Origin of the sequence: Belliella alkalica (assembly GCF_022549785.1) — a bacterium.
Classification (GTDB): domain Bacteria; phylum Bacteroidota; class Bacteroidia; order Cytophagales; family Cyclobacteriaceae; genus Belliella; species Belliella alkalica.
In genome coordinates this window covers 88,188-101,919 of record NZ_JAKZGO010000004.1, presented here as the reverse complement: position 1 = coordinate 101,919, position 13,732 = coordinate 88,188, and the positions used below count along the sequence as shown (strand labels likewise).

16 protein-coding genes are annotated in these 13,732 nt (G+C 37.2%); 4 read left to right on the top strand and 12 right to left on the bottom strand.

Annotated features, from left to right (window positions below; genetic code table 11):
• Positions 1–13: 13 nt before the first annotated feature.
• Together MM213_RS06165 and MM213_RS06160 are read right to left on the bottom strand one after the other, a co-directional pair.
• Complete coding sequence (locus MM213_RS06165; protein WP_241274452.1) at positions 14–283, bottom strand: Txe/YoeB family addiction module toxin; 270 nt, start codon at positions 281–283, stop codon at positions 14–16.
• Complete coding sequence (locus MM213_RS06160; protein ID WP_241410612.1) at positions 280–531, bottom strand: DUF2683 family protein; 252 nt, start codon at positions 529–531, stop codon at positions 280–282. Before MM213_RS06160 ends, MM213_RS06165 begins: the two co-directional genes overlap by 4 nt.
• 102 nt (positions 532–633) lie before the next feature.
• Here MM213_RS06160 and MM213_RS06155 point away from each other — a divergent pair, with 102 nt between their 5' ends.
• Positions 634–1,251 carry a thiamine pyrophosphokinase gene (locus MM213_RS06155; protein ID WP_241410611.1) on the top strand — a complete coding sequence of 206 codons (618 nt, stop codon included), beginning with the start codon at positions 634–636 and terminating at the stop codon, positions 1,249–1,251.
• A gap of 183 nt (positions 1,252–1,434) precedes the next feature.
• Here the strand turns inward: MM213_RS06155 and prmC are convergent, their stop codons facing one another.
• From prmC to MM213_RS06140, 3 genes are read right to left on the bottom strand one after another with little or no spacing between them, the layout of a single operon-like run.
• Positions 1,435–2,271, bottom strand: a complete 837-nt coding sequence (gene prmC / locus MM213_RS06150; protein WP_241410610.1) for a peptide chain release factor N(5)-glutamine methyltransferase — start codon at positions 2,269–2,271, stop codon at positions 1,435–1,437.
• 23 nt (positions 2,272–2,294) lie between these two features.
• A complete protein-coding gene (locus MM213_RS06145) occupies positions 2,295–2,651 on the bottom strand; it encodes a magnesium citrate secondary transporter (protein ID WP_241410609.1) in 357 nt (118 codons plus the stop codon).
• On the bottom strand, positions 2,651–2,935 hold the full coding sequence (locus tag MM213_RS06140; RefSeq protein WP_241274447.1) for a YgzB family protein: 285 nt from the start codon (positions 2,933–2,935) through the stop codon (positions 2,651–2,653). Before MM213_RS06140 ends, MM213_RS06145 begins: the two co-directional genes overlap by 1 nt.
• Before the next feature lie 156 nt (positions 2,936–3,091).
• On the opposite strand from MM213_RS06140, the gene MM213_RS06135 reads away from it, so the two are divergent.
• Together MM213_RS06135 and MM213_RS06130 are read left to right on the top strand one after the other, a co-directional pair.
• Positions 3,092–4,282: an RsmB/NOP family class I SAM-dependent RNA methyltransferase gene (locus MM213_RS06135; RefSeq protein ID WP_241410608.1), complete on the top strand. Its 1,191-nt coding sequence runs from the start codon at positions 3,092–3,094 to the stop codon at positions 4,280–4,282.
• Between the two features lie 198 nt (positions 4,283–4,480).
• Positions 4,481–5,509, top strand: a complete 1,029-nt coding sequence (locus MM213_RS06130) for a phenylalanine--tRNA ligase subunit alpha (protein ID WP_241410607.1) — start codon at positions 4,481–4,483, stop codon at positions 5,507–5,509.
• A 391-nt stretch (positions 5,510–5,900) separates the two neighbouring features.
• On the opposite strand, the gene MM213_RS06125 is transcribed toward MM213_RS06130, so the two are convergent.
• The 7 genes from MM213_RS06125 to MM213_RS06095 all read right to left on the bottom strand — a co-directional run bounded on the left by MM213_RS06125 (position 5,901) and on the right by MM213_RS06095 (position 12,902).
• Positions 5,901–6,674: a M15 family metallopeptidase gene (locus MM213_RS06125; RefSeq protein ID WP_241410606.1), complete on the bottom strand. Its 774-nt coding sequence runs from the start codon at positions 6,672–6,674 to the stop codon at positions 5,901–5,903.
• Positions 6,671–7,435 (bottom strand): SDR family NAD(P)-dependent oxidoreductase, encoded by a 765-nt coding sequence (locus MM213_RS06120; RefSeq protein ID WP_241410605.1) that lies wholly within the window; start codon positions 7,433–7,435, stop codon positions 6,671–6,673. The genes MM213_RS06125 and MM213_RS06120 overlap by 4 nt, the downstream gene beginning before the upstream one ends.
• A 53-nt stretch (positions 7,436–7,488) precedes the next feature.
• A complete protein-coding gene (locus tag MM213_RS06115; RefSeq protein WP_241410604.1) occupies positions 7,489–8,721 on the bottom strand; it encodes a purple acid phosphatase family protein in 1,233 nt (410 codons plus the stop codon).
• Positions 8,718–9,185 (bottom strand): energy transducer TonB, encoded by a 468-nt coding sequence (locus MM213_RS06110; protein WP_241410603.1) that lies wholly within the window; start codon positions 9,183–9,185, stop codon positions 8,718–8,720. Before MM213_RS06110 ends, MM213_RS06115 begins: the two co-directional genes overlap by 4 nt.
• 65 nt (positions 9,186–9,250) lie before the next feature.
• The gene (locus tag MM213_RS06105; RefSeq protein ID WP_241410601.1) at positions 9,251–10,114 is read right to left on the bottom strand and encodes an ORF6N domain-containing protein; all 864 of its coding nucleotides are present in this window, start codon (positions 10,112–10,114) and stop codon (positions 9,251–9,253) included.
• 29 nt (positions 10,115–10,143) lie between these two features.
• Positions 10,144–11,667: an alpha,alpha-trehalase TreF gene (gene treF, locus MM213_RS06100; protein ID WP_241410600.1), complete on the bottom strand. Its 1,524-nt coding sequence runs from the start codon at positions 11,665–11,667 to the stop codon at positions 10,144–10,146.
• A complete protein-coding gene (locus MM213_RS06095) occupies positions 11,664–12,902 on the bottom strand; it encodes an MFS transporter (protein ID WP_241410599.1) in 1,239 nt (412 codons plus the stop codon). Before MM213_RS06095 ends, treF begins: the two co-directional genes overlap by 4 nt.
• A gap of 209 nt (positions 12,903–13,111) precedes the next feature.
• On the opposite strand from MM213_RS06095, the gene MM213_RS06090 reads away from it, so the two are divergent.
• Positions 13,112–13,732, top strand: coding sequence for a SprT-like domain-containing protein (locus MM213_RS06090; protein ID WP_241410598.1), 621 nt, complete (start codon positions 13,112–13,114; stop codon positions 13,730–13,732).

Below are 13,732 nucleotides of genomic sequence, written 5' to 3'. Positions count from 1 at the left end.
GTATCGTAACCTTTTAATAATGTCCATAAGCTGAAATTACAGTGACTATAACTTTTTTACCATCAATAGAATAAACAAGACGATGTTCATGATTTATTCTTCTTGACCACAAACCAGAAAGATTATTCTTCAATCTTTCTGGTTTGCCTGTACCAGTCTCAGGATGTTCTTCAAGTTCGTCTAATAATTGATCAAGCTTTCTGATGAGCTTTTTATTTCCAGAATTTTTATGCCTCAAGAGATCTTTTTCGGCAATCTTAGTAAAGGTGATTTCAAAACTCACAAGCCTAGCATTTTTTTGCGTTTATCTTTGCTCAATTTAACAACCTCCCCAGATTGCAATTGCTTTACTCCTTCGAGTATGTTTTCAATATTTTTTGGGTTATCAAAATACGGATCTCCACTTGGTGAAGGATTTTCATTTAAAACATGATCCGTGACTACTTTAAAGTCAATACGCATAGCTTCAAGCATTGATTTTACTAGATCAAGCTTTGATTTATCTTTAGTTTGAACTACGATCTTTTCCATACAATAAATTTACAAATTTTAAATGATTTTAGTTTCAAAACAATGGTTAGTAATTATTTATATTTAGGTTTGAACTTTTCATTAAAAAAATACACAAGCACCATGTCTTCCCACCATTTTGTAAAAGAACAACAAGAGCCAGCTTTATTGATACTAGACACAAAAGGCTTTGGCTACGAAAATATCGCTCCGCTTTTGGAATGGTCGCCGACTGTATTGGTGACTCAGGAGGAGGTTCATACAGTGATTTCTTGGGGAATCAAAATTGATCTGATCATAGCAGGTATGGATTTCCAAAAAGAAAATTACAACCTATTGGAGGAGCAGTATCCAGTAAAATTTTTGGGAGTCAACAACGAGGATTATTTAGAAGAAGGGTTGCAATACTTGATTGCGACCAAACATGGGGCAGTCAATATCATTGGGTTTGACCATCAGCAGGTTTTTGGATTAGAAGCTAAGCTTTCATTTCTTGATTTGGTGGTTTGGGATGCGCCCATGAGGTACTTTCCAGTGAAAAATGGACAGTTCAAAAAATGGTTTGCCGGTGCAAGTTTGCAGCTTCATGCGCCTGAAGGTACATTTATTGAGATTCAGGAAGAGGATGATAGCCAAATCCAGCGCATTACTTATGCGACTTTTATTGAAGTAGAAGAAGGTACAGTTGTTTTCAAATCAGACAAAATATTTTGGATTGGGGAGTTTGTGATGGAGGTGTAAGCAAAAAAGTATAGTGCATAAAGCTCAAAAATCGGCTGATTTAAGCTACTGATGAATTTCAACAAATTTTCTTCTTGATGATGGTGAATTAAACCCTTGACCTATAATCCACTGATCACTATTCGACTAATAACTGTATTTCAAATATGGATGCCTCTTTAACTGAATAAATCATGAAGCTATTCAACCCCACACAGCCTTCACCATCCTATCCTTGCCATTAAGGTCTTTCAAAACTTCTACATCTGAAAAGTCAAGATCTACAAGAAGGTTTCGGGTTGCTTTTCCCAAAGCTTCATTGATTTCAAAATAGATTTTCCCACCAATCTTAAGATTTGATTTGGCTTTGTGCGCAATTACTTTATAAAAAACCAAAGGATCTTCATCAGAAACAAACAAGGCTAGGTGTGGCTCGAATTGTAAAACGTTTTCATGCATCAAGCTTTTCTCTGATTCGCAAACATAAGGAGGGTTGCTGACAATGATGTCTAAATCCTTTACAGGTAATTCCTCACGTAAAACATCCATCTGAAAAAACTCAACCCTTGCTTCATGCTCTTCTGCATTTTCTTCTGCCACAGCCAAAGCTTCTTTACTTACATCCAATGCATACACTTTGGATGAGGGAATTTCAAGTGCCAAACTGATAGGAATACAGCCCGAACCGGTACCAATATCCAAAATCCGTAGATTCAATCGCTTATTTTCTTTGATTATCAAATGAACAAGCTCTTCAGTTTCATTTCGAGGAATCAAGACGGATGGATCAACTTTGAATTCCCTGCCATAAAAAGGAGCTGTACCCAGAATATACTGAATAGGTTTTTTCTCCAAAAGCTGAGATAATGCCTCGTACAACTCTTGCGGAACATTTTCTATAAATTCATCACTGAGAATTTCTAACCTCCCTTTTTTCAGAAAAGCTTCAAACAGCCAAAAAACCAAACTTTCTGATTCTTGCTTATCATAAATAGCTTGTAGTTTTTCTGAATATTGGCTGAAAAGAGATCTTAGATTCATTGGTTTTCAATATTTGGACAAAGTTAATGTTTCCTATTGATCAATCTATCAAAAATAACGGTACCAATAGCATAACAAAGTACATCCCAAATATCTGCTGTATAAGTAGCTGACCATCTAGGCAGCAATACTTCAAAGAGGAAAGAAAAATAAAGCCAACCTACAAGCAACTGGACTTTGGTAAAATAGAACAAATTTCTCGAAGGATGAATCCATCTAAACACCTGTAAAGTCACTCCCAACACAACCGGCATCGCCAACAGGTCATCCAAGTAAGCATGGACATAAGGAATATATATTCCCAATAATCTTTCGACTGCTTGATTGATCCAAAAAAGGATGCAAGGGATAATGAAATAAATATTTTTAAATACAGACATCAACCAGGAAGCGCAGCTATCACCCAAGCCAAAAATGTAATGATCGCCATGTAAATGGTGTAAAAGAAGTTTCCTACTTTTTTCATGCCTTTTACGAATTCACTGTCAGTCTCTTTAATATAAAAAATCCACTGCTCTTCATTGGCTTTTGTGTCACGATCCCGCTGCTCTTTGTATTCCAAATCACGACCGCCAAGTGGCTTTCCACAATGTTCGCAAATATCATTTACATCTGTTGTCCATTTGGACCAATTCCCACAGTGGGGACATTTTTTCTCTCCCATAACTCAAAATTAATCATCTTTCTAATGAAATCCTTGATAAAACTATAAACCGCAATCATGATACCGAGATTAAATTTCAGTATTAAATTCTGAATTTTTCTCTTTTTCCTGATTCCACGCTTTTCTTTCTATCTTTGCTTTTTCAAAAATACAAACATGAAACTTCACACCAGTACAGTCCATGGGGTCATCACGGCCATAGAGGATATATTCAAGAATAATAGATATGCAGATAAAGTTATAGAAAGAACTTTGCGCTCCAATCCAAAATGGGGAGCGAGAGACAGAGGCTTCATTGCGGAATCTGTCTATGATATGGTTCGCTGGTGGAAATTGATCAATAAGGTCAGCCCATCTGACAATACATTCCACTTATTTGGAACATATTGGCTTCTTCAAGGAAATGAATTGCCTGACTGGAAAGAATTCAAGGGAATCGATTCGAAGATGGTGGAACATAGATTCAACAAAATCCAAGATAGACCTACACTTCAATCAATTCCGGAGTGGCTTGATGAAATGGGTGAGAGTCTTTTGGGGGAAATGTGGGATTCAGAAATCGAAATGCTCAACACTCAAGCAGATGTAGTACTTCGTGTAAACACATTAAAAATATCACGAGAAGATCTAATGAACAGGTTGGCTGAGGAGGGTGTTGAAACTTATGCTCCAAAAGGCTACAAAGATGCTTTGGTATTGGGCAAAAGACAGAATATATTCAAAAACTCAGCATTTAAAGCCGGTATGTTTGAAGTACAGGATGCTTCTTCGCAGCTTGTAGCGCAGGCATTGGAAGTAGAACCTGGCATGAGGGTAATTGACGCATGTGCTGGTGCTGGTGGAAAATCTCTCCATTTGGCAGCATTGATGGAAAATAAAGGTAGGATCCTTTCCATGGATATTGAGGGTTGGAAACTCCAAAATGCGAAACTGAGGGCAAGAAGAGCTGGTGTAAGCATCATCGAACCAAGAGTAATCGAAGGAAACAAAACCATCAAAAGGCTGAAAGAGTCTGCTGACAGACTTTTGCTTGATGTGCCGTGTACAGGTTTGGGAGTATTGAGAAGAAATCCAGATACAAAATGGAAAATCTCCCCAGATTCAGTAGCGAAAGTCCAAGAAATCCAACAGGAAATTATCCAAAATTACTCTGGAATGTTGAAACCAGGAGGAATCATGGTCTATGCCACTTGCAGTATTTTACCTAGTGAGAATCAGGATCAAGTAGCCAAATTTTTAGCTTCAGAAAAGGGTAAAGCTTTTGAACTCATAGAAGACCAAAAAGTATTGGCTCAAGAAAGTGGTTTCGATGGGTTTTACATCGCCAAGCTTAAAAAGAAAGCTTAATAGAATTATCTTTAACGCGAAACAGATTGGCGGATTCAAATAATTGATTGATAAAAACCCAATCTTATTTCAGTGAAAAAGTTAAAATAAGCAGCTTTAAATCTATAAAAACTGAAAGGTTTTAGGATTTAAAGGTTTAAAAAATCAACCATTCTATCAGAATCTTATAGATTTGTATTTTCAAAAAATCTGGAGCAGATGCAAAATAAGAAATTAGAAGCCATCAAGGCTGAAATAAGGGCAGCTAAAGCGATGAATGCAGAACAGCTTGAAGCTTACAGAATGAAATTCATCAGTAAGAAGAGTGTCGTAGGAGAGCTTTTTGCTGAGATGAGAAATGTAATCAACGAAGAAAAAAAGGCTTATGGCCAATTGATCAATGAAGTGAAAGTTCTTGCAGAAGAGAAGTTTCAAGAATTGATTGATAAAGTAAATAGTCATCAAAAAGAATCAAAATCACAAGATATTGATTTGACGCTACCACCTACCAACATCTCGGTAGGAGGAATACATCCTTTGACCGCTACACGTCAACGAATCATTGAGATTTTTGAGCGAATTGGGTTCAACCTTTCTGAAGGTCCAGAGATTGAGGATGATTGGCATAACTTTACTGCCTTGAACTTTCCTGAAAACCATCCGGCTAGGGAAATGCAGGATACATTTTTCATCGAAAAAAATCCCGACATCGCTCTAAGAACCCATACTTCTTCAGTGCAAGTAAGAGTGATGGAAAACCAAAAGCCACCGATCAGAACACTTTCGCCAGGAAGGGTATATAGAAATGAAGCGATTTCGGCAAGGGCACATTGTATTTTCCATCAAGTGGAAGGTCTTTATGTTGATGAAAATGTGGGTTTTGCAGATTTGAAAAACACGCTCTACCACTTTGCCAAGGAGATGTTTGGAAAAGAAACAAAAGTACGCTTCCGACCTTCTTATTTCCCTTTTACAGAACCAAGTGCCGAGATTGATATTTCTTGCCAACTTTGTGGAGGATCAGGTTGTAATGTCTGCAAAGGTACCGGCTGGGTAGAAATAGGAGGATCAGGAATGGTCGATCCTAATGTGTTGGAAAATTGCGGGATTGACTCCAAAAAATATACTGGATTTGCCTTTGGAATGGGAATAGAACGAATTGCAATGCTCAAATACCAAATAAAAGACCTCAGGTTATTCACAGAAAATGACGTCAGATTTTTGAAGCAGTTTAAGTCGATGCTTTAGGAAAGCGAGTTCTTAGCTAAAAAAGGTTTGGTAATCGATTGATGGTTTTTATCATCCTGATTACCAAACCTTTTTATTTTTCAACAAGTAAGAATACGGATAGTCATTAAAAAATCTTCCTGATCAAATCTCAGGTAGATAATCTTCGGATTTCTCTAAATATATGGTTCCAATTCCACTTTTCTTTTAAATTGCTTTTTACAAACAGCAATTATATTATTATTTGCTTTGTGTAATTAACATTTTTAAGTATTTCTGCTTTTAAAAGAAAGCAGAAATGGAGGAGTTGTTATTAGAGTTTCAAATAAAAATTTACTCTAGGACAAATATTGAGTTCAAGTCTCTAATTCAGTATCAATTTTAAAATCTTGAATCTTGAAATTTTTCAATCTTACTTCACCATCCCAAACTTCTCAGCAGCCTCTTTTCTGGAGAAGGCATTGAAATGCCACCATTCCGAACCTATCCCTGAGAAACCGCCATGCTTCATTACTTTTCTTAAGATCTCCCTGTTTGAGATATGTTCTTTGGTGATTTTGCCTTCTTTGAGCATTTGGCTTTCTCTATCGGGGTAGGCTGGATAGCCAAAAAAATCATACCCTGTACCCATATCCAAAGCCTCTCCAGTTTCCTGATTTGCCAAAGTCAAATCCACAGCTACCCCAAAATTATGCAATCCACCCACTTGGGGGTTTGCGACATAAAGCGGCTTGATACTATCTGGCTTATCCAAATTATCCCAAAGAATCTGTTGCACTGATTGCGGCCGAACACCATCATAGACCAAAAATGTCAATTCTGGATGCTCCTCTTTTAGTTTTTGGTGGGATTTGAGCAACATTTCTGCTACAATGGGCTGTACGTAGCATCGAGTCAAATCTCCATAGACATCTTTCCCAAAGAAGTTGTCTGTGGTAGAATACTTCAAATCCACATAGATATCCGGGATCACAGTAGCTACATCCACCAAGCCAGCGTCAATCAATCTCTGCTCCAATTCACCTATGAATTCATCTTCTGCAAGGATAATTTCTTCTACATGAACAGGGTCTTCTGTTTGCGATGGTTTTTCAACTTCCAAAACATCACTTTCAGGTGCTTTGTTTTCACAAGCAAGAGCAAAAAAAAGTGCTAATACCAAATAATTTACACTTAAAGTTTTCATGATTTTTGGTTTTTATTAACGATGGTAGCTGAAGCCTGTGCTGTAGGGAGCATTACAATATCTGCTAATACAACATGCTTTGGCCTGCTAACTGCAAAGGCAATCGTATCTGCTATATCCTCAGGAAGCAACGGTTCGAAACCTTGATAGACAGAGTCAGATCTTTGGGAATCTCCTTTGAACCTGACCAATGAAAACTCCGTTTTGACCAATCCCGGATGTATTCCAATTACCTTAATTCCAAATGGATTCAAATCTATCCTCATGCCATTTGTAATCGCATCTACAGCGTGCTTCGATCCACAATACACGTTTCCATTAGGATATACTTCCTTGCCTGCGATCGATCCAATATTGACAATGATCCCGGATTTTCTTTTGATCATGATTGGCATGATTTCGTGCGACACGTATAAAAGTCCCTTTACATTGATATCTATCATTGCATCCCAATCTTCCAAACTCCCATTTTGAATAGGATCCAAGCCATGAGCGTTACCGGCGTTATTGATCAGAACATCAATATTCTTCCATTCTTCAGCCAAACTGGAAATTGAATTTTTTACGGCTTCTTTGTCTCTCACATCGAAACAAAGTGTCATTAAACCCACATTTTCGGGCAATTCATCCCTAAGGATTTCTAGTCGGTCTTTTCTTCTTCCAGTCGCAATGATATCATATCCTAAATTAGCCAATGCTATCGCTGTAGCTTTGCCAATCCCAGATGTAGCTCCTGTGACGAGGGCGATTTTTCTTTCCATGTACTAAGCTAAATATAAATCCCAAACTATGGAATTCGAAAATTGTAAACGGTTTATTTTGCAAGTGGATTTTCAGGAAAACTATCTATAATATTTCCTTCGGAATCTATGGAGATCAAGCTGAATTGACTTCCTTCCAAAGTCAGAAGTGTAAAGGCATTCACTGACTGTGCTTTTTTGAGATACCATGTACTTGCAACATCATGGATCTCTCTTGGTTCTGTGCCCCAAGATCCATCACCTACATATACAATCCCACCTTGATTTATTTCGCCATTTAAAATCGGAAAAGTTCTTTTATAGGCATGGTCATGATTCTCGAATACTAACTTGATTCCATGTTTCTCTAATATCGGTGTCCAATTTTCTCTCACCAAAGTTTGAGTCTTGTCTTCATACTTTCTCACTGAAGGATATGCTGGAACATGATAAATTGGGATTCTATGAATTACATCCTTTCTTTGTTCCAGTGTTTTTTCCAACCACTCAGTCTGAATCCCCTGAATGGGATTGGAATGCTCTGTATCAAGTATAATCAAGCTCAAATAAGTCCCTACATCGAGCACATTGTATCCCGGCTGTCCTGGAAATGGAAATAAAGCATAGAAATATGGAGCAATTCTATTTCTGAATGAGTTTGTCTGTTCATAACCTTCATGTTTGGTATGATATCCACCTACAACTTCATGATTTCCTACGGCCACTATGCATGGCAATATTCTATTATCCGAAGTGACTAGTGTGTTTTTATATGAATCAAAAAAATCATAAATCCTTTCCACATTCTCAGCCAGGCCATTTTCGTATGCCATATCTCCCCCGATAATTATAAAATCAGGCTCATAGGACGCTACTACTTTATTTGTTTTTTCGAGCCATTCCTTTTTGTGCATAGAATCACCACCAATGGCAATTTTCAGTGACCGCTTATCGAGGCTTGACGGTAGGGTATTGAAATAGTAAACTTCCTCAGAGCCGGGGAACTTGATTTCATAGGAAGTTTCAGGCCTTAGGTTCTTGATACTTGCCCTGTGGACAAGTCTATCTGAAAAAGGATAAGGAAGCACATCACTTTCTACTCTCGACCACTCTCCAGTGCCTTTTCTCCTAATGCTAATTTCTGAAGGATCAGCCTCATCAGAATGCCAATCAATCGTAATGGTAGTCGTGGGATCCTCTTGCCATGTCAGGTAAAAAGCATGTGGGGCTGATTGAACAAATCTAGTGCTAAAAAAAAAGAGGAAAATCAATGCTAAATTAAATCTCTTGTATGCTATTAATTTCATGTTAATGCGAATTTTATGGGTTGCTTCAAACGTATTTTTACAAACTTCTTATTTTTTATTGCAGGATACCATTTGTCCAATGTCTTAATAACTCTAATGGACTCATTATCAATATTTCTTGAAACAGATTTTAAAACCTCTATATCTTCCAATTCTCCTTTTTCGTTGACAACAAAACTCAGGAGTACCGTTCCCTGTATTCCAAGACTTCTTTCTGTGGATGGGTAAACCAACCCCTTTGATAAGTCTTTGTAAATACCTTGCAAACCATCTATGTACATTGGCTGAGAGTCAACACGGTCTTTTTTATCCAATTTTTGCATATCGGGATTGGGAATTTCAATATATCCTTGCGCTTTTAGTTCCTTTTTTGACAACAAATCGCTTGATGAAAGACATGCACCAAAAATTAATCCATAGAGCAGAAAAAATATACTTATTTTAATCATTTTCAATGTTTTCATAAATCAACTTCTTTTAAAATGCTATTTACTAGAGTTTTATCCATCTTAGAAAAGGCAAACCCTTCCTAGGCGGCAGGCAGGCATTTTTTACCCAGATCTTTTAATGAGGCACCGAGGTGATAAACTTCTTCTCCATCGATTATCAAAAACCTGTCATGACTTTGTGTAAAGGTTTTGAGTTCAAAATTACTATATTGCTCATTGGCTTTTTTTACATCTAAGGCCAATTGCTTAGAAATTGTTTTGGTCAATAAAAGAACATTTACTGCTTTTGTTTTCTTAGCTAAATGGGTCAAGGTTGTTTCGTCTATATAGTTATCAATCAACACAATGTTTTTCTTGGCAGAGCGGATGATTTTGGAAGCCAATTCATAAGCATCGAATACTTGTCCGTCAAAGAAAATTCCTTGAGATGGAATGATGTCTTTTCTTTCAAGGGCTTTAAATACTTTCTCAAATTTTTGGTCAGTTTCCAATTGTCTGCGTTCAATACCGTCCATTCGCTGCAACAGCCCTAGGTTATCATTTATAAACTTCCTCATTTGAACAAAAGCACGCATAATCGCAACGTGCATATTAGCTGCTGCTTGACTCTTCAATACGCCAGATAAACCCGAAACACCTTGTTCAGCGAAAACATATGGTAAGTATTTTCGATGCTTTCCTTGCTTGTTTTCTAAGATCGCATTTTGCGACCTTAAACTTGATTTCGCTTCTTGCAACATCAATATGTCCCATTCTTCTTGTGTAAGTTGAAACATAAAATCATCAGGAAAACGCTCAATGTTTCGTTTTACTTGTTCATTCAACCTACCTGTAGAAACTTCATACATCGCAGCCAAGTCGCTATCCAACATTACTTGGACGCCTCGCACATTGTAAATTTTATTTTCAATATGTTGTTGCGATAATATAATCTCTCTATTCATTTTTCATTTTTAACAAATCAACTTAGCTTTCAGTCGTTCTCCCTCAACCATTCCTTCATGGCCAAGTAAACTCCATTGGTCCATCCAAAACCGTCTTGAACTGGGTATTCTCCACCTCCTGCTTCGAGGCTCAGGTCTTCGACGTTGTATTTTTCCATCATTTTTCCTGTTCTTTCGAATACGGATTCATTGAGTTTTGTCCATCTTTCAGCCAAGGTTTTTGCCATATCTTCCTTTCCATAATTCAGCATGGCCTGAAAACCAATCCACTGCAAAGGTGCCCAGCCATTTGGTGCATCCCATTGCTGGCCAGAGTTGATTTCTGTGGTGACAAGTCCTCCGTCCCGGAGAAAATAATATTCCACATAATCTAACACCCTTTTTGCTTGACTTGGGGTCGCAGTGTTAGCCCATAGTGGATAGAGCATTGCCAATGAAGGGCGGTTTACTTTTTCTTTAAATTTGATATGATAATCCAAGAAAATCCCTCTCTCCTCTTCCCAACAATAGCGTTCAATCCCTTCTATTCTGTTTTTCCTAAAATTTTTCATTCTAGAAATGACATTTTCGTCCTCACCATACAGCTCCATGGATTCTATAATAATCCTTTCTGTCTCAGATAGTAGGACATTGAGATCAACAGGAATCAGAGCAATGGTTTGTACACTCTTCAAATCCATAGCGTCATAAAGCCATCGCGAACTAAAATCCCAACCGGATTCACATGCTGCACGAAGGTTCCTAAAAAGCTTCTCTGGATAGCGCCTTGATTTGTCAGAAAGTTCTATGTCCTCCACATAAGATTCTGCCCTTGGGGTATTGTCATCGTCCCAATATCTGTTTAAAGCAGTATCATCATCCATCCTTACTACACGTTTGTAGTATTTCCCTGGTATGGGTATCTCCGTCTCACCTTCTATCCAAAAGAGATATTCAACCCAAATTTCAGTCAAATATTTCTTGATGATCTCTTTGTCTCCCTTGGCCTCTGCAAGCAACTCCACCATCTTGGCAAAAAAGGGTGGCTGTGATCTTGACAAAAAGTAGGTTCTGTTTCCATTTGGGATATGACCCACTGTTCGTATCAAGTGGGCGAAATTTTCAACCATTGATTCTATCAAATCTACCCGACCTGAAGCCTTCAGACCAAGCATGGTAAAATAGCTATCCCAATAATAAATCTCTTGAAATCTTCCTCCCGGAACTATGTATGGCAAAGGTAGAGGTATCAAACTTGACCCTTCTATTTCTACATCGGCTTCTTTGGTAAGGTATTGCCATTGGATTTTCAATCTTTCTTCCAGTGAAATGTCCTGAGGAATATCCATTTTTATTTCGTTATTTTCCTCCGGAATTATGAAATTTTCTTTGAGAAATGTCAATAAGTCAAAATCTGGCTTTTTTAGCGCACGATAAAAATCGGTCACAATCGCATTTGCATCGCGCTTTGGTAAGCAATCCACAAAGGTCTTTGAGTCCGCAAAAACGCCACTCATCTGAACCACTTCAAAAAGGGCTAAATATAAATCTTCTGGTTGTTCGTAAAATTTCATGCGGTTTGTTTTCTTACTTGTCTATGAAGCAAAATCAATACAAGACAAAGTGCTGTAATCGGAAATAAGGAGAAATAGAATGCATTAGTTCCTCCATACGCTTCAAATATATGTCCAGTTACAATAGAACCGGTAGTACCTCCCAATGCTGAGAATACTACTATCAATCCTGACATAGAGCTTTGCATATATTTGGGAAGCGCACTCAGAACTACCGAATTTATAGTAGGATATATTGGTGCCAAAAAGACACCTAATATCGGAAATAAATAAACTACAAATGGTGCATTGAACCAAGTGCTTGTTTCTGTAATTTCAGGCTGATTGCTCGTCAATGGTAAGGTCAATACAACACAAACTCCAACCAAAACTATACAACTAAGTGTAAAGGTAAGCCAATGAACCTTTTTTAAAATAAACCCTGCCAGTAATCTTCCAATCGCCAATGCTCCTGCCAATACTGCACCAGCCTGAATACCCATACTTGCGGGAACTTGTAAGACATCTTGATAGAAAGTAGGCGTCCAAGTCATAAAACTCTGTTCTATCAAGACAAACAAAAATGCCGATGCGGCAAATACCAATACCAGTGGTTTGACAACCAACTTCAGCATTTCCATAAAATCCTCTGAGGCTTTGGAATCACCTTTCTTTGACTCTGATTCATTGATTTGAGCGAAATATAGTAGCAATGCTGCTACCAATGTGATCGCTCCAAGGTACCAATAGATATTCAGCCAATTGCTGGAATTTGGATTAGCATCATCTACAAACAGACTAAAAAAAACGTTCCCCAACAAAACCCCGACCATAAAGAATCCCTCAATGGTACTCATAAAGCTACTATGCTCTTTGGGATTGTTAGTCACAAGACCAATTGTAGCAAACACAGATACTTTGATCACCGCAAATGAAATTCCTACAATGGCAAAAAGAAGCTTAAAGTACCAAAATTCATCAGCCACCAAAGGCATCATAAAACACAATACTGCTACTGCAAACAAAGCAATCAGCATGCCTTTCCTAATTCCTAATTTTGGGAGAAACGATGCTACAATAAATGAAAAAATCGCAATTGGCAAGTCTTTGAAGCCCTCCAAGACTGACGCTTCTGCCTTACTTACATCAAAAGTCCTTTGAACTTGTAATATCACAGCACCTACTGAATTAAGCAGTACCGCAAATACCATATAGTTAAAAACGAGGGAAAGCCTGATGAGTAGTTTTGAATTCATAATTTTTTTATTGCTTTAATGCTTTTTTTAAAAATAATTTAAAAACACAATTCAATATGAATAATTTATTTCAATTTCCATTACTTCTTTTACCTTAAAAAATGTATTTTAACACTTCGTTATGCTAACATTCATTCTTTACTAAATCGTTTACACTTAAACATATCATTTACCTTAATCTTTTGACGAAAAGCTTATTAAATAGAATTATGAATACCGACCAACAATTTTTTCAAGCGTTTCGAAAACATGTGCCAGAAGACGCTGTAAAATATTGTTTTGACTTATGGAAAGAAATGCCTTTTAACTTTTATATAACGAATAGCAGAAATTCCAAACTTGGGGATTTTCGTTACAGAAGTGACAAAAAAGTCCAAACAATAACTATTAATTACGACTTAAATCCATATCAATTTCTGATTACTTATTTGCATGAGGTAGCTCATTATAGAGCATTCTCTAAATTTGGTGGTTATATTAAGCCACATGGGAAAGAATGGAAATCATCTTTTCAAAAATTAATGGAGCCTGTGCTAAATCCAAAAGTATTTCCAATAGAAATATATATTCATTTAAAAAGACATATGGCAAATCCGAAGGCCAGCTCTACTAGAGATTACTTTTTGATGATAGAGTTAAGAAAATTTGATAAAGACAAAAAAGAAGAAAATTTAAAATTATTACAACATTTAAATAGAGGCACAGTATTCGAAATAAAAGGTAGAGTTTTTGAAAAAATTGAAACCAAACGCACTAGGGTCTTATGTCTTGAGTTGAAAACTGGCAAGAAATACTTGATATTAGGTCACGCAGAGGTATTAGTCAAATGA